Origin of the sequence: Pandoraea sp. PE-S2T-3 (assembly GCF_002179965.1) — a bacterium.
In the GTDB taxonomy this organism is placed as follows: domain Bacteria; phylum Pseudomonadota; class Gammaproteobacteria; order Burkholderiales; family Burkholderiaceae; genus Pandoraea.
In genome coordinates, this window is sequence record NZ_NGUQ01000010.1 from 1 (window position 1) to 17013 (window position 17013).

At 60.5% G+C, this 17013-nt stretch carries 11 protein-coding genes and 1 tRNA gene; 11 read left to right on the plus strand and 1 reads right to left on the minus strand.

Annotated features, from left to right (window positions below; all coding sequences use genetic code 11):
• Nucleotides 1–65 precede the first annotated feature (65 nt).
• The 9 genes from CDV46_RS07190 to rpoC all read left to right on the plus strand — a co-directional run bounded on the left by CDV46_RS07190 (nucleotide 66) and on the right by rpoC (nucleotide 12460).
• Nucleotides 66–141: transfer RNA gene (locus CDV46_RS07190), tRNA-Trp, on the plus strand.
• Between the two features lie 22 nt (nucleotides 142–163).
• Nucleotides 164–544, plus strand: coding sequence for a preprotein translocase subunit SecE (gene secE, locus CDV46_RS07195; protein ID WP_087686348.1), 381 nt, complete (start codon nucleotides 164–166; stop codon nucleotides 542–544).
• 1 nt (nucleotide 545) lies between these two features.
• Nucleotides 546–1103 (plus strand): transcription termination/antitermination protein NusG, encoded by a 558-nt coding sequence (nusG, locus tag CDV46_RS07200; protein WP_058376412.1) that lies wholly within the window; start codon nucleotides 546–548, stop codon nucleotides 1101–1103.
• Between the two features lie 143 nt (nucleotides 1104–1246).
• Nucleotides 1247–1678, plus strand: a complete 432-nt coding sequence (rplK, locus tag CDV46_RS07205; protein ID WP_058376411.1) for a 50S ribosomal protein L11 — start codon at nucleotides 1247–1249, stop codon at nucleotides 1676–1678.
• Nucleotides 1678–2373 (plus strand): 50S ribosomal protein L1, encoded by a 696-nt coding sequence (gene rplA, locus CDV46_RS07210; protein WP_058376410.1) that lies wholly within the window; start codon nucleotides 1678–1680, stop codon nucleotides 2371–2373. The genes rplK and rplA overlap by 1 nt, the downstream gene beginning before the upstream one ends.
• Nucleotides 2374–2716: 343 nt before the next feature.
• On the plus strand, nucleotides 2717–3214 hold the full coding sequence (gene rplJ, locus CDV46_RS07215; RefSeq protein WP_087686347.1) for a 50S ribosomal protein L10: 498 nt from the start codon (nucleotides 2717–2719) through the stop codon (nucleotides 3212–3214).
• 60 nt (nucleotides 3215–3274) lie between these two features.
• On the plus strand, nucleotides 3275–3652 hold the full coding sequence (rplL, locus tag CDV46_RS07220; RefSeq protein ID WP_087686346.1) for a 50S ribosomal protein L7/L12: 378 nt from the start codon (nucleotides 3275–3277) through the stop codon (nucleotides 3650–3652).
• Between the two features lie 450 nt (nucleotides 3653–4102).
• Complete coding sequence (gene rpoB, locus CDV46_RS07225; RefSeq protein ID WP_058376407.1) at nucleotides 4103–8209, plus strand: DNA-directed RNA polymerase subunit beta; 4107 nt, start codon at nucleotides 4103–4105, stop codon at nucleotides 8207–8209.
• Nucleotides 8210–8236: 27 nt separating this feature from the next.
• Complete coding sequence (rpoC, locus tag CDV46_RS07230) at nucleotides 8237–12460, plus strand: DNA-directed RNA polymerase subunit beta' (protein ID WP_058376406.1); 4224 nt, start codon at nucleotides 8237–8239, stop codon at nucleotides 12458–12460.
• 145 nt (nucleotides 12461–12605) lie between these two features.
• Here the strand turns inward: rpoC and CDV46_RS07235 are convergent, their stop codons facing one another.
• Entirely contained in the window at nucleotides 12606–14819 is a 2214-nt protein-coding gene (locus CDV46_RS07235) for a TonB-dependent receptor family protein (protein ID WP_254915957.1), read from the minus strand.
• Between the two features lie 554 nt (nucleotides 14820–15373).
• Between CDV46_RS07235 and hpaH the strand changes: the two genes are divergently transcribed.
• Entirely contained in the window at nucleotides 15374–16177 is an 804-nt protein-coding gene (gene hpaH / locus CDV46_RS07240) for a 2-oxo-hept-4-ene-1,7-dioate hydratase (protein WP_087722205.1), read from the plus strand.
• Nucleotides 16178–16206: 29 nt separating this feature from the next.
• Entirely contained in the window at nucleotides 16207–16983 is a 777-nt protein-coding gene (gene hpaI / locus CDV46_RS07245; protein WP_087722206.1) for a 4-hydroxy-2-oxoheptanedioate aldolase, read from the plus strand.
• Nucleotides 16984–17013: the final 30 nt, after the last annotated feature.

Sequence of the window (17013 nt, forward strand, 5' to 3'; positions counted from 1 at the left end):
GCCGGTCCTTTAAAGGTCCGCGCTTACGGGGGTCAGCTTTTGGCGGCTGGCCCCGCTGCTGTTTTAGGGGTATAGCTCAACTGGCAGAGCGTCGGTCTCCAAAACCGAAGGTTGGGGGTTCGATTCCCTCTGCCCCTGCCAAACAACTGTCTGCAAGCTGGAAATGGCGAATTCTCCCGTAGAAACTGTACGTACGACTGGCGACAAGCTGCTGCTGGCTCTGGCCGCGCTGTTGGTTGTTGCTGGTGTCGTGGCGTTCTACGCCTTGGAACAACAAGCACTGTATGTGCGTGTTGCTGCCATTGTCGTCGTTCTGGCCATTGCCGCAGGTGTTGGATTGGCATCGCAAACCGGCAAGGGCTTCATGGCCTTTGCTAAGGATGCGTATCGGGAAGTGGGTAAGGTCGTTTGGCCGACCCGTAAAGAGGCCGCTCAAACGACCGCGATTGTCTTCGCGTTCGTCATCATCATGGCGCTGTATCTTTGGATCAGCGACAAGACGATCGAATGGGCAGTGTTCTCTTTAATTCTTGGCTGGAAGTGATATGTCTGATACCGGGGCTGCACCGAGTAAGAAGCGCTGGTACGTCGTTCATGCGTATTCCGGCATGGAAAAGAGCGTAGCCAAGGCGCTTCGCGAGCGCATTGCGCGCGCAGGTATGGAAGATTATTTCGGCGAGATCCTGGTCCCGACCGAAGAAGTTGTAGAAACCAAGGGTGGCCAGAAGTCGGTCACCGAACGTCGTTTCTTCCCCGGCTATGTGCTGTGCGAGATGGAAATGACGGATGAGACGTGGCACTTGGTGAAAAACACCGCCAAGGTCACCGGCTTCGTCGGCGGCACGGGCAACCGTCCGACGCCGATTCGTCAGGCCGAGGTCGACAAGATCATGTCTCAAATCAAGGACGGGGTGGAAAAGCCGCGTCCCAAGACGTTGTTCGAAGTGGGCGAGTTTGTTCGAGTCAAGGATGGTCCTTTCACGGACTTCAATGGCTCGGTCGAAGAAGTGAACTACGAAAAGTCCCGCCTACGTGTTTCCGTCACCATTTTTGGACGGGCAACTCCGGTAGAACTGGAGTTCGGACAAGTCGAAAAGATCTAAGAATAAGATGCGCCGGGCGATGTCCGGCGCGTTTTTGCGTTGGTGACAGTCGTCGCCGAGGAGCGTCAGTAGCCCGTTTTTTGGTGAACGCGCGCTATGACTCAACCCCGAATATGCGCCACATATTCGTTCCGGAGTAAACCATGGCAAAGAAAATCATCGGCTTTATCAAGCTGCAGATTCCTGCAGGTAAAGCCAACCCGTCGCCCCCCGTGGGCCCGGCACTGGGTCAACGCGGCCTGAACATCATGGAGTTCTGCAAGGCGTTCAACGCCCAGACGCAGGGCCTCGAACCGGGTCTGCCGACGCCGGTGGTGATCACCGCCTTCGCGGACAAGAGCTTCACGTTCGTTCTGAAGACCCCGCCGGCAACCGTGCTGATCAAGAAGGCTGCCAAGCTCGACAAGGGCTCGGCCAAGCCGCACACCGACAAGGTGGGCAAGATCACCCGCGCACAAGCGGAAGAAATCGCGAAGACCAAGATGCCTGACCTTACCGCTGCCGATCTGGACGCTGCGGTTCGCACCATCGCTGGCAGCGCACGTTCGATGGGCATCACGGTGGAGGGTCTGTAATGGCTAAGATCTCTAAGCGTCAACAAGCATTGGCCGCCAAGGTCGACCGCAACAAGCTGTACCCGGTCGGCGACGCTCTGGCTCTGGTCAAGGAATGCGCAAGCGCCAAGTTCGACGAGTCGATCGACGTCGCCGTTCAACTGGGCGTGGATGCAAAGAAGTCGGACCAAGTGGTTCGTGGTTCGGTCGTCCTGCCGGCAGGTACCGGTAAGTCGGTTCGCGTTGCCGTTTTCGCCCAAGGCGAAAAGGCTGAGCAAGCCAAGGCTGCCGGCGCTGAAATCGTCGGTATGGAAGACCTGGCTGAGCAAATCAAGGCCGGCAAGATGGACTTCGACATCGTGATCGCTTCGCCGGACACGATGCGCGTTGTCGGTACGCTGGGTCAGATTCTCGGCCCGCGCGGCCTGATGCCGAACCCGAAGGTTGGCACGGTGACCCCGGACGTCGCTACGGCTGTGAAGAACGCCAAGGCAGGTCAGGTGCAATTCCGCGTCGACAAGGGCGGCATCATCCACGCCACGATCGGTCGCGCATCGTTCGAAGCAGCATCGCTGCAACAGAACCTGTCGGCACTCCTGGAAGCCCTGACGAAGGCCAAGCCGGCCTCGAGCAAGGGTGTCTACCTGCGCAAGATCGCCCTGTCGAGCACGATGGGCGTTGGCGTGCGTGTGGACCAGACGTCGCTGTCGGCCTAAGCGGCAGACACGGCGAGCGGCACTGCAAAGTATCGCAATCGCAGGGTGATGGCGTCCCCTGCGATGGCTGTAGATCCTAGAGATCGATAGCCAGCAGCAAAAGACTTTGGGCGAAAGCGGGTTCTTCGGAAAACGCTTTCGGTTATCAAAGACCGTTGGCGGGAATGGGCATTCACTGACACTCCCTTAATACGCCAGCCAACGCAGATGGCGAACCCGAACAAGTATGCAGTCACATCATGGCGCACGGACAACCGGCGCGGTGATTGAAACTCCAGACATGTCGGTAAGCCGTTAGTGGAACGGCATCACCATGAGGTGATGTCAATTTTGGAGGTTAACCGTGGCACTTAATCTTGATGATAAGAAAGCCGTCGTGGCAGAAGTTTCGGCGCAAGTCGCCGGTGCTTCGACCATCGTTGTGGCTGAATATCGCGGAATCACGGTTGGCGATCTGACGAAGCTTCGCGCTAGCGCGCGTCAGCAAGGCGTCTACCTGCGCGTTCTGAAGAACACGCTGGCACGTCGCGCAGTGGAAAACACGGCGTTTGCTGACCTGGCTGAACAGATGACCGGTCCTCTGATCTACGGTATCTCGACGGATCCCGTAGCCGCTGCGAAAGTCTTGAACGACTTTTCGAAGGGCAACGACAAGTTGATCTTGAAGGCCGGCTCGTACGACGGCAAGGTGATGGACAAGGCTGGCGTGCAAGCGCTGGCGTCGATCCCGAGCCGCGACGAACTGCTCGCGAAGTTGCTGGGTGTCATGCAAGCGCCGGTTTCCGGCTTTGCTCGCGTCCTGGCTGCCGTGGCCGAGAAGAAGCAAGCGGAAGCTGCTTAATTCTCGTCCCGGTTACACGATCGCTGACTTCGGTCCGAACACAATCTAGGAGTTTTACAAATGGCAATCACTAAAGAAGACATCATCGAAGCCGTTGGCTCGATGTCGGTTATGGAACTGAACGACCTGGTCAAGGCGTTCGAAGAAAAGTTCGGCGTGTCGGCAGCTGCTCTGTCGGTCGCTGGCCCGGCAGGCGCAGGCGGTGGTGCTGCTGCTGCTGAAGAGCAAACCGAATTCAACGTCATCCTGACGGAAGTCGGCGCAAACAAGGTCGGCGTCATCAAGGCCGTGCGCGAACTGACCGGCCTGGGCTTGAAGGAAGCCAAGGATGTGGTTGACGGTGCTCCGAAGGCTGTCAAGGAAGGCGTCGACAAGGCTGCTGCTGAAGAAGCCAAGAAGAAGCTGGAAGACGCTGGCGCCAAGGCCGAAATCAAGTAATTCGGCTCCGCGCGTAGGGAAGGCTGGCGACGAAAAGTCGTCAGCCTTTTTGTGCTTTCAGGCGTTGCAAAACCCACATCCCGTGTGCGGTATTCGAAAGCTGGCGCAGAGAGGCGCCAAGTAGTTGAAGTCAAACAGGTTTTAGTGATGGCTGTGTGAATCGTGGCGTTTGAAACGCGCGTTACACACTGAGAGAGGCCAAAGAAAAGATTGCGCCGTGAAGGTCAGGGCGGTTCTTCTCTTTGTCTTCTGAAGCGACTGCAGAAGGCAAGTTTGGTCGGGCGACGGGCAACACAGGCATCCGTCGCCGTCAGCCAGCGGTTGGTAGCGGCCAACCACCAAGCTCGTTGCTCCATGGCAAGCCCGCCGTGGAGGACGTCTGGTCTCAGTCGATGAACACCCGTTGGCGATGCCTGCCGTCGTCGTCACCGTAGTGATTCGGAGATCGTAATGCACTATTCCTTCACCGAGAAGAAACGCATTCGCAAGAGTTTTGCGAAGCGTCCGAACGTGCACAAGGTGCCGTTTTTGCTGGCTACCCAGCTCGCCTCGTACACATCGTTCTTGCAGGCCGAAGCGCTTGCATCGGAGCGGAAACCGGAGGGTCTGCAAGCGGCCTTCTCCTCCATTTTCCCGATCGTTTCTCACAACGGGTTCGCACGCCTTGAGTTCGTCAGCTATTTGCTCGGTACTCCCGCGTTCGATGTCAAGGAATGTCAACAGCGCGGCCTGACTTTTTGCTCGGCTCTGCGCGCCAAAGTTCGTCTGGTGATCCTGGATAAGGAATCGCCGAACAAGCCCGTCGTCAAGGAAGTCAAGGAACAGGAAGTGTACATGGGCGAAATTCCGCTCATGACGTCCACGGGTTCCTTCGTCATCAATGGCACGGAGCGTGTCATCGTCTCGCAGCTGCACCGTTCGCCGGGCGTGTTCTTCGAACACGACAAGGGCAAGACGCACAGCTCGGGCAAGTTGCTGTTCTCTGCACGTATCATCCCCTACCGCGGCTCGTGGCTGGACTTCGAATTCGATCCGAAGGACATCCTGTACTTCCGCGTCGACCGCCGTCGCAAGATGCCGGTCACGATCCTGCTCAAGGCCATTGGCCTGACGCCGGAACAGATCCTCGCGAACTTCTTCGTGTTCGACAACTTCAAGCTGATGCCGGAAGGCGCGCAGATGGAGTTCGTGCCGGAGCGTCTGCGTGGTGAAGTGGCTCGTTTCGACATCACCGATCGCGAAGGCAAGGTCATTGTCCAGAAGGACAAGCGCGTCAACGCCAAGCACATCCGTGATCTGGAAAACGCCAACACCAAGTTCATCTCGGTGCCGGAAGACTACCTGCTCGGCCGCGTGCTGGCGAAGAACGTGATCGACGCCGACACCGGCGAAGTGATCGCTAACGCCAACGACGAAATCACCGAAAGCGTGCTGCTCAAGCTGCGCGAGTCGGGTGTGTCGGATATTCAGACGCTCTACACGAACGATCTGGATCAAGGCCCGTACATCTCGGCCACGCTGCGTATCGACGAAACCGCCGACCGTACGGCCGCGCGTATCGCGATCTACCGCATGATGCGCCCGGGTGAGCCGCCGACCGAAGATGCGGTCGAGGCCCTGTTCAACCGTCTGTTCTACAGCGAAGAAGCGTACGACCTGTCGAAGGTGGGTCGTATGAAGTTCAACCGTCGCGTCGGCCGTGATGACGTGCTCGGCCCGATGACGCTGGAAGACGACGACATCCTCGCGACGATCAAGATCCTGGTGGATCTGCGTAACGGCCGCGGCGAAGTGGACGATATCGACCACTTGGGTAACCGTCGTGTGCGTTGCGTCGGCGAACTCGCCGAGAACCAGTTCCGTGCTGGTCTGGTGCGTGTCGAGCGCGCTGTGAAGGAACGTCTGGGTCAGGCCGAGTCGGAAAACCTGATGCCGCACGACCTGATCAACAGCAAGCCGATCTCGTCGGCCATTCGCGAGTTCTTCGGTTCGTCGCAGTTGTCGCAGTTTATGGACCAAACCAACCCGCTGTCGGAAATCACGCACAAGCGTCGTGTTTCCGCACTGGGCCCGGGCGGTCTGACGCGTGAGCGTGCCGGCTTCGAAGTGCGCGACGTGCACCCGACTCACTACGGTCGCGTGTGCCCGATTGAAACGCCGGAAGGTCCGAACATTGGTCTGATCAACTCGCTGGCACTGTACGCCCGCCTGAACGAATACGGCTTCCTCGAGACGCCGTACCGCAAGGTGGAAGACGGCAAGGTCACCGACCAGATCGACTACCTGTCGGCCATTGAAGAAGGTCGTTACGTGATCGCTCAGGCGAACGCGTCGATCGGCGCCGACGGCTCGCTCACCGACGAACTCGTGTCGTCGCGTGAAGCCGGCGAAACGCTGATGGTCACGCCGGACCGCATCCAGTACATGGACGTGGCCCCGTCGCAGATCGTCTCGGTCGCAGCCTCGCTGATTCCGTTCCTTGAGCACGATGACGCGAACCGCGCATTGATGGGCTCGAACATGCAGCGCCAGGCCGTGCCTTGCCTGCGTCCGGAAAAAGCGGTGGTGGGTACGGGTATCGAACGTACCGTGGCAGTTGACTCGGGTACGACGGTGCAAGCCTTCCGTGGCGGCGTGGTTGACTACGTCGACGCAGGCCGTGTGGTGATTCGTGCGAACGATGACGAAGCGCTGGCCGGTGAAGTGGGCGTCGACATCTACAACCTGATCAAGTACACGCGTTCGAACCAGAACACCAACATCAACCAGCGCCCGATCGTAGAAGTGGGCGACAAGGTGGCGCGCGGCGATGTGATCGCCGACGGCGCGTCGACCGATCTGGGTGAATTGGCGCTGGGTCAGAACATGCTGATCGCGTTCATGCCGTGGAACGGCTACAACTTCGAGGATTCGATCCTGATCTCGGAGCGTGTCGTTGCGGAAGACCGTTACACGTCGATCCACATCGAAGAGCTGAACGTGGTCGCTCGCGACACGAAGCTCGGACCTGAAGAAATCACGCGCGACATCTCGAACCTGGCGGAAGTGCAACTGAGCCGTCTGGACGAGTCGGGCATCGTGTACATCGGCGCGGAAGTCGAAGCCGGTGACGTGATGGTGGGCAAGGTCACGCCGAAGGGCGAAACCCAGCTCACGCCGGAAGAAAAGCTGCTGCGTGCGATCTTCGGCGAGAAGGCCTCGGACGTGAAGGACACCTCGCTGCGCGTGCCCTCGGGCATGAGCGGCACCGTCATCGACGTGCAGGTGTTCACGCGTGAAGGTATCCAGCGCGACAAGCGCGCTCAACAGATCATCGACGATGAACTGAAGGGCTACCGCCTGGACCTGAACGACCAGCTGCGTATCGTGGAAGGCGATGCATTCCAGCGTCTGGAGCGTTTCCTGGTGGGCAAGTCGGCCAATGGCGGCCCGAAGAAGCTCGTCAAGGGCACCAAGATCACCAAGGAATACCTGGCTGATCTGGACCGCTACCACTGGTTCGACATTCGTCTGGCCGAAGACGAAGGTGCGCAACAGCTCGAACAGATCAAGGAATCGATCGAGCAGAAGCGTCACCAGTTCGATCTGGCCTTCGAAGAGAAGCGCAAGAAGCTCACGCAAGGCGACGAACTGCCGCCGGGCGTGTTGAAGATGGTCAAGGTGTACCTGGCCGTGAAGCGCCGTCTCCAGCCTGGCGACAAGATGGCCGGCCGTCACGGTAACAAGGGTGTGGTCTCGAAGATCGTGCCGATCGAAGATATGCCGTACATGGCTGATGGCCGTCCGGCAGACATCGTGCTCAACCCGCTCGGCGTGCCGTCGCGGATGAACGTGGGTCAGATTCTCGAATCGCACCTCGGCTGGGCAGCGAAGGGTCTGGGTTGGCGCATCGGCGAAATGCTGCAAGCGCACACCAAGGTCCAGGAAGTTCGCAAGTTCCTGACGAAGATCTACAACGAGAGCGGTCAGCAAGAAGATATCGACAGCCTGTCGGACGACGAGATCATGTCGCTGGCGCGCAACTTGCAGAACGGCGTGCCGTTCGCAACGCCGGTGTTCGATGGTGCGCACGAAGAGGAAATCCGCCGCATGCTGGATCTGGCTTTCCCGGATCACATTGCGAAGGGCCTCGGCATGACGCCGTCGAAGAACCAGGTCACGCTGCATGACGGCCGTACCGGCGAAGCGTTTGAGCGCCCGGTCACTTGCGGCTTCATGCACATGCTGAAGCTGCACCACTTGGTCGACGACAAGATGCACGCGCGTTCGACCGGTCCGTACTCGCTGGTGACGCAGCAGCCGTTGGGCGGTAAGGCCCAGTTCGGTGGTCAGCGTTTCGGTGAAATGGAAGTGTGGGCACTGGAAGCTTACGGCGCATCGTACGTGCTGCAAGAAATGCTGACGGTGAAGTCGGATGACGTGAACGGTCGTACGAAGGTGTACGAAAACCTCGTCAAGGGCGATCACGTGATCGATGCCGGCATGCCGGAATCGTTCAACGTGCTGGTCAAGGAAATCCGTTCGCTCGGTATCGATATCGACCTGGAGCGCGGTTAATCGCGTTCAGGCATATAGGAGAAAGCAATGAAAGCTTTGCTCGATCTATTCAAGCAAGTCCAGCAGGACGAACAGTTCGACGCGATCAAGATCGGTCTGGCTTCGCCGGACAAGATCCGCTCGTGGTCGTTCGGTGAAGTCAAGAAGCCGGAAACGATCAACTATCGGACGTTCAAGCCCGAGCGTGATGGTCTGTTCTGCGCAAAGATCTTCGGTCCGATCAAGGATTACGAATGCCTTTGCGGCAAGTACAAGCGCCTGAAGCACCGTGGCGTGATCTGCGAGAAGTGCGGCGTGGAAGTCACGCTGGCCAAGGTGCGTCGCGAACGCATGGGCCACATTGAGCTGGCCTCGCCGGTCGCTCACATCTGGTTCCTGAAGTCGCTGCCGTCGCGTCTGGGCATGGTGCTCGACATGACGCTGCGCGACATCGAACGCGTGTTGTACTTCGAAGCCTACGTGGTGATCGAAGCGGGCATGACGCCGCTCAAAGCGCGGCAGATCATGACCGAAGAGGATTACTACAACAAGGTCGAGGAATACGGCGACGAATTCCGTGCCGAGATGGGCGCGGAAGGCGTGCGTGAGCTGCTGCGCGCGATCGACATCGATTCGGAAGTCGAACGTCTGCGCGAGGAGCTCAAAGTCACGGGCTCGGAAGCCAAGATCAAGAAGTTCGCCAAGCGCCTGAAAGTGCTCGAGGCATTCCAGCGCTCGGGCATCAAGCCCGAGTGGATGGTGCTCGAAGTGCTGCCGGTGCTGCCGCCCGAACTGCGCCCGCTGGTGCCGCTCGACGGTGGCCGCTTCGCGACCTCGGACCTGAACGATCTGTATCGCCGCGTCATCAACCGTAACAACCGTCTGAAGCGTCTGCTCGAGCTGAAGGCTCCGGACATCATCGTGCGCAACGAAAAGCGCATGTTGCAGGAGTCGGTGGATTCGCTGCTCGATAACGGTCGTCGCGGCAAGGCCATGACGGGGGCTAACAAGCGTCCGCTCAAGTCGCTGGCTGACATGATCAAGGGCAAGAGCGGTCGTTTCCGTCAGAACTTGCTCGGTAAGCGCGTTGACTACTCGGGCCGTTCGGTGATTACCGTGGGCCCGACGCTCAAGCTGCATCAGTGCGGCCTGCCGAAGCTGATGGCGCTCGAACTCTTCAAGCCGTTCATTTTCCACAAGCTGGAAGTGATGGGCGTGGCCACGACGATCAAGGCCGCGAAGAAGGAAGTCGAGAACCAGACGGCGGTGGTGTGGGACATCTTGGAAGAGGTGATCCGCGAGCATCCGATCATGCTGAACCGCGCACCGACGCTGCACCGCCTGGGTATTCAGGCGTTTGAGCCGGTGCTGATCGAAGGCAAGGCAATTCAGCTTCACCCGCTGGTTTGCGCGGCGTTCAACGCCGACTTCGACGGTGACCAGATGGCCGTTCACGTGCCGCTGTCGCTCGAAGCGCAGATGGAAGCGCGTACCCTGATGCTGGCCTCGAACAACGTGTTGTTCCCGGCTAACGGCGATCCGTCGATCGTGCCGTCGCAGGATATCGTGCTGGGTCTGTACTACGCGACGCGTGACAAGATCAACGGCCGCGGCGAAGGCATTTCGTTTGCCGACGTCTCGGAAGTGCTGCGTGCGTACGACAACAAGGAAGTCGAACTGGCTTCGCGCGTGAACGTGCGTATCACCGAGATGGTTCACAACGAGGACACCTCGGAAGGTGCGCCGAAGTTCGTGCCGAAGATCACGCTGTATCCGACGACTGTCGGCCGCGCGATCCTGTCCGAAATTCTGCCGCCGGGCCTGCCGTTCTCGGTGCTGAACAAGTCGCTCAAGAAGAAAGAAATCTCGAAGCTGATCAACACGGCGTTCCGCCGCTGCGGTCTGCGCGAGACGGTGATCTTCGTCGACAAGCTGATGCAGTCGGGCTTCAAGCTCGCAACGCGTGCCGGTATCTCGATCTGCGTCGACGACATGCTCGTGCCGACGAAGAAGGAAGAGCTGATCGGCGAAGCGTCGAAGAAGGTCAAGGAATACGACCGTCAGTACATGTCGGGTCTGGTCACGGCGCAAGAGCGTTACAACAACGTCGTGGACATCTGGGGTGCAACCGGCGACGCCGTGGGCAAGGCCATGATGGAACAGCTCTCGACGGAAGAAACGGTCGATCGCGATGGCAAGACCGTGCGTCAGGAATCGTTCAACTCGATTTACATGATGGCCGACTCGGGTGCTCGCGGTTCGAGCGCTCAGATTCGTCAGCTCGCCGGTATGCGTGGCCTGATGGCCAAGCCGGACGGCTCGATTATCGAGACGCCGATTACCGCGAACTTCCGCGAAGGCCTGAACGTGTTGCAGTACTTCATCTCGACCCACGGTGCACGTAAGGGTCTGGCGGATACGGCACTGAAGACGGCTAACTCGGGTTACCTGACGCGTCGTCTGGTTGACGTGACGCAGGATCTGGTCGTGGTCGAAGACGATTGCGGCACGAGCAACGGCGTGGCAATGAAGGCGCTGGTCGAGGGCGGTGAAGTGGTCGAAGCCCTGCGTGACCGTATTCTGGGTCGCGTGGCCGTGTCGGATGTTGTGAATCCGGAAACGCAAGAGACGGTGTACGAGGCCGGCACGCTGCTGGACGAAGACGTTGTCGAAACGATCGAATCGCTGGGTATCGACGAAGTGCGCGTGCGCACGCCGCTGACCTGCGATACGCGTTACGGTCTGTGCGCACTGTGCTATGGCCGTGACCTGGGTCGCGGTTCGCGTGTGAACGTCGGCGAAGCCGTCGGCGTGATCGCAGCACAGTCGATCGGTGAGCCGGGCACGCAGCTGACGATGCGTACGTTCCACATCGGTGGTGCGGCATCGCGTGCGGCAGTGGCCTCGTCGATCGAAGCCAAGTCGAACGGTACGGTTCGCTTCACGGCAACGATGCGTTACGTGACGAATGGCCGCGGCGAGCAGATCGTGATTTCGCGTTCGGGTGAAATCCTGATCACGGACGATCACGGTCGCGAGCGCGAGCGTCACAAAGTGCCGTACGGCGCGACGCTGCTGCATCTGGACGGTTCGCAGGTCAAGGCCGGTACGCAACTCGGTACGTGGGATCCGCTGACGCGCCCGATCATTACCGAACACGGCGGTTTCGCCCGATTCGAGAATGTCGAGGAAGGTGTCACGGTTGCCAAGCAGATCGACGATGTGACGGGTCTGTCCACGCTGGTCGTGATCGATCCGAAGCGTCGTGGTCCGGCGTCGAAGAACGTGCGTCCGCAGGTCAAGCTGCTCGACGAGAATGGTGTGGAAGTGAAGATCCCGGGTACCGATCACGCTGTGACGATCGGCTTCCAGGTGGGCGCACTGATCACCATCAAGGACGGTCAGCAAGTGCCGGTGGGTGAAGTGCTTGCACGTATCCCGACCGAAGCGCAAAAGACTCGCGACATTACCGGGGGTCTGCCGCGTGTGGCCGAACTGTTCGAAGCACGTGCACCGAAGGACGCCGGCATTTTGGCCGAAGTCACGGGTACGACGTCGTTCGGTAAGGACACCAAGGGCAAGCAGCGTCTGGTCATTACCGATCTGGACGGTAACCAGCACGAGTTCCTGATTCCGAAGGAAAAGCAGGTGCTGGTGCACGACGGTCAGGTGGTGAACAAGGGCGAAATGATCGTGGACGGCCCGGCCGATCCGCACGACATTCTGCGCTTGCAGGGTATTGAGGCACTGGCACGTTACATCGTCGACGAAGTTCAGGACGTGTACCGTTTGCAGGGTGTGAAGATCAACGACAAGCACATCGAGGTGATCGTTCGCCAGATGCTGCGTCGTGTGCAGATCGTCGATTCGGGCGATACGCGCTTCATCACCGGCGAACAGGTCGAACGCTCGGACATGCTCGACGAGAACGACGCCATGAACGCTTTGGACAAGCGTCCGGCGCAGTACGAGAACGTGTTGCTGGGTATTACGAAGGCGTCGCTGTCGACGGACTCGTTCATCTCGGCGGCATCGTTCCAGGAAACGACGCGCGTGTTGACCGAAGCCGCCATCATGGGCAAGAAGGACGACCTGCGTGGCCTGAAGGAAAACGTCATCGTCGGCCGTCTGATCCCGGCAGGTACGGGTCTGGCGTATCACAAGGCCCGCAAGGCCCGCGAAACGTCGGATCGCGAGCGTCACGACCAGATCGCTCTGGAAGAGGCGTTTGCCCCGATGCCCGCATCGGTGGAAGAGCCGACGGCAGAGTAAGGAGGCGGGCGGCGCTGGCGAAAACCGGCGCTGCCACCTCTGACTTTGTTGCGACAGAAGTTGATGTGAAAAACGGCACCCTTTGCGGGGTGCCGTTTTTTTTTTGCCTGCGGTTTCTTGCTACGTGACGACTACGCCGTCACGATCAGAACCCGAAGTGGCCCTGCACGTAGACCATACGCGGGGCGCCGACCATGATGCCGCCGTTCTGATCGGTGTTACGCGTATAGAAGCGCTTGTCGAAGACGTTGTTCACGCCCACGGTGACATCGGCGTTCTTGTAGAACGGCAGCTTGTACATCGCTTGCAGATTCCACACACGGTAACCCGGCACCTTGCCGTTGGTCCCGTCGGCCGATTGCGCTTCGGTGTTCGCCAAGTCCGAGTACTGCGAGCTTTGGTGCGTGGTCGAGACGTTGAGGGTCCACTGACCGATCGCGTAGCGCGCGCCGAGCGTGTCGGTAAAGCGTGAGTAGAACGGCACGTCGAGACCGGCCGTCGTGCCCGACTTCTGGATCGCACGCACGTACGTGAAGTTCGCGTACAGGTTCAGGCCGCGCAGCACGCTGTCGCGATCGAAGGTGTAATCGAGCGCGGTTTCGATACCGTCGTGATTCGTCGCACCGATGTTCTGGAAGGTCGCCGGACTGACGTTCGGCACTTGCAGAATCTGGTTGTCGAACTTCATCTTGAACGCCGTCAACTCGGCGCGCCAGCGGTTGTCCGTCCAGCGCGTGCCGATTTCATACGTGCGTGCCACTTCCGGCTGAAGCGGGTTCGACGCCGACATCGAGTTCAGCTGCGTGTTCTGCACCGGGCCGAACGACGTGCTGTAGTCCGCGAAGATTGTCCACGCGCTGTTCACCAGATACGACAGGTTCACCGACGGCAGCGGCTTGTTGTTGTCGGTGCGGAAGGTGCTGCCCGAGGCCTTGTCGACGCGCTGCGAGGCGATCATTTCGTAGCGCACGCCCGGCGTCAGACGCCAGTTGCCCCACGCCATGCGATCGTCGATATAGACCGCATTCGCCGTGGTGTAGTTGTAGAACGTGGTGGTCGCCGAGTTCTTGCCGTTGGACAGGGTCGTGCTGAAGTTGTTGTCGTCGCCGCGCTCGCGGATGAAGCGATAGCCGACCGTGACGTCATGCGCCGTCGGGCCGAGGAACAGGCGCTGCGTGTAACGCGGCTCGATGCCGAACGTCTGATAGTTGCGCGGCTGGTGAATGGTCACGAGCGGCAGCACCGACAGATTGGTCAGCGAGCTTTGACGGTAGCTTTCGTTAAAGAACGTGCGGAGCTCGAATTCCTGCGTCTCGGAGATCGTGTTCAGGTAGCCGAAGTCGAGCCCGGTGCGATTGCCGCTCCAGTAGTCGTTCGGCCGCGTGTTCTGGAACGGATCGGCGTTGTACTGCGCAGCCGTCAGGCCACCCGGCGTCATCGACTTGGCGTCGTAGTACGAGACCTTGCCGTAGACCTGCTGGCTCGGCGTGATGTCGTAGCGCCACTTCAACGCGAGGTCGTTCACGTTTTCGTTGCTGCCCGTGCGCCAGTCGCGGCCGACCATGCCCGAGTAGAGCAGTGCCAAGCCAAGCCCGTTGTCCATCTGCGTGCCGAGGAACAGGCCGTATTGCGTGTTGGCGCCGCCACCGGTGGTGTAGATGTTCTGACGCACGGTGGCGTCGCCGGTCAGACCCGGCGTGTTCGGAATCGAGCGTGTCTTGAAGTTGATCACGCCGCCCACGTTTTGCGGGCCATAGCGCACGGCACCGCCGCTACGCACGACGTCGATGCTCTCGATGTTGAAGAGGCTGACCGGGGCGAACGACAGTTGCGGCTGGCCATAGGGCGCCACGGCGAGCGGAATGCCGTCGAGCAACACGGTCGAGCGCGGGCTGAAACGGCCCGCAAGACCGCGCACGCCGATGTTCAGCGAGATGGCGCTGCCGGCGGAGCTGGAGTTGTCGGTGGCCTGCACGCCCGGCACGCGGCGCAGCACGTCGCCGATGCTTGCCGCACCCGAGGCGTCGATCTGGTCCTTCTTCACGACCGTACGTGCGCCCGGGAAGGTCTTCGCACTGTTATCCAAGCCTGTGCCGAGCCAGTCGCCCGAGACGTTGACCGCACCGAGTTCGACGTCGGCCTTCGCCTCGTCGGCGGCGCGCGTGGCGGCGGCGTTGTTGGCCGAACTGCCGACCGAACTGCTGACCGAATTGCCGGCCTGCTGGGCATGGGCGACGCCGAGCGTGGCCATCAACAGGGCGGCGGCACAGGCGGTGGCACGGGGGAGGCGGGCTGCCGGCAACACGGCGGCGCTGAAAGTGGTCGACGCTGACGCGCGGCGACGTTCGGACATCTTCATCTTTGCTGACCTTCGAGACTTCGTGAGTGTGACGAGCGCGGCCTTCGCTCTTGGCGAGCCCCCGGGCGCGGTCGGTTGTTATGAGTAATGCGTTGTAATAAAACGTCGCGGATTATAAATGCAAATCACTCTCATTTTTAATGGGTATTGCTGATCGAGAATCGGTATTTGCGGGTGCGCAGCCGTGGTGCGCATAGCGGTACGCAAAAACGGACACATTGCTTGGAAAAGGGCGACAAAAGCGAAGAAATGCGAGAAGAAGCCGGGGAAGCCGAATGCCGTTCGTGAATTTCAACGGGTAGTTGAGGCCGTGGCTGGATTGCGACAGTAGGGTCTTTCGGGCCGAAGACGGGCGCTGAAGGGCGTTGAGAGGACCTGAGGGGCGGCTGACGATTATCCAGTTTTGCTTACTAATCGCCCAAAATCGATTGATTGTTCCGCAGGCGCCGAGCCGCAAGAATAGAGCGCACCGAGACAAGAACCGCGCCGCCCCACATCGCGCTCTGCGCACCCCATGCGTCCGAGCGAGCGGCGGCGCTACGGAGACAAACGAGATGCTGGATGCGTCGATTCATCAAGCCCTTGCCCGCGAGTTGCATGACGCCGAGCGCAGCCGCACGCCGGTCACGCAGTTCTCGCGCCGCTACCCCGACATTTCCATCGCCGACAGCTACGCGATTCAGCAAGCGTGGCTCGCGCTGAAATACGCCGAAGGCCGCCGCGTGATCGGTCACAAGATTGGACTGACTTCGCGCGCGATGCAGGTTGCCGCGCAAATCACCGAACCTGACCACGGCACGTTGCTCGACGACATGCTCGTCGCCGACGGCGCCACGCTGGAAGCGGGGCGCTTTATCGTGCCGCGTCTCGAAGTGGAACTGGCGTTCATTCTGGCCAAGCCGCTCAAGGGCCCGGGCGTCACGTTGTTCGACGTGCTCGACGCCACGGCATGGGTCACGCCTGCACTTGAGCTGATCGACGGCCGCATCGAGCTGTTCGACCGCGACACGCAGGCACCGCGCAAAGTGTTCGACACCATCGCCGACAACGCGGCCAATGCCGCCATCGTGCTGGGCGGGCGCCCGGTCAAACCGGATGCCATCGATCTGCGCTGGACGGGGGCGCTGCTCTACCGCAATGGCGTGATCGAAGAATCGGGCCTGAGCGCCGCAGTGCTGAATCACCCGGGCAACGGTGTCGCGTGGCTCGCCAACAAACTGGGGGCCTTTGACGAAGGCTTGCAGGCGGGCGAGATCGTGCTCGCCGGGTCGTTCACGCGACCGGTCGCCTGCAAGGCGGGCGATGTCTTTCACGCCGATTACGGCCCCTTGGGGGCGATCGGTGTGCGCTTCGTCTGACCGACTCCCCGAACTTCGGAACCGACCTCATGAAAACGCCCCCGAATGCATTCAAGCAGGCGCTCGCCAACCGGCAGCGCCAGATCGGCCTGTGGATGGGACTCGCCACGCCGTACGCCGCCGAGCTGTGCGCCGGCAGCGGCTTCGACTGGATCGTGATCGACGGCGAGCACGCGCCTAACGATCTGCGCTCGACGCTCGCGGCCCTTCAGGCGGTCGCCCCCTATCCGTCGCACCCGGTCGTGCGTTTGCCGCAGGGCGATGCGGTGCTCATCAAGCAGGTGCTCGAAATCGGCGCGACGACGTTGCTCGTGCCGATGGTCGAATCCGCGGACATGGCGGCGGCGCTGGTCAGCGCCATGCGCTATCCGCCGCAGGGCACGCGTGGCGTGGGCAGCGGGCTCGCCCGCTCGTCGCGCTGGAATCGCTACGACGACTATCTGCATGCGGCGAACGACACCACGTGTCTGCTGGTGCAGGTAGAAACCGCCGAGGCCCTTGCGCAGGTCGATGCCATCGCGTCGGTCGACGGTGTCGATGGCGTGTTCATCGGCCCGGCAGATCTGGCCGCGTCGATGGGTTATCTCGGTCAGGCAACCCATCCGGACGTGCGCAAGGTCATCGAAGACGGTATCGCGCGGATTCGCGCCGCCGGAAAACCGGCCGGCATCCTATGTGTCGACGAGGCGCTGGCGCGCCACTACCTCGACCTTGGCGTGACCTTCATCGCCGTCGGCATCGACACGTCGCTGCTCGCCAACGCGAGCCGTGCGCTCGCCGCGAAGTTTGCCGGCCCGGCAGATTGAATTTCCCCACTTTCCCCCAACGAGGCATCG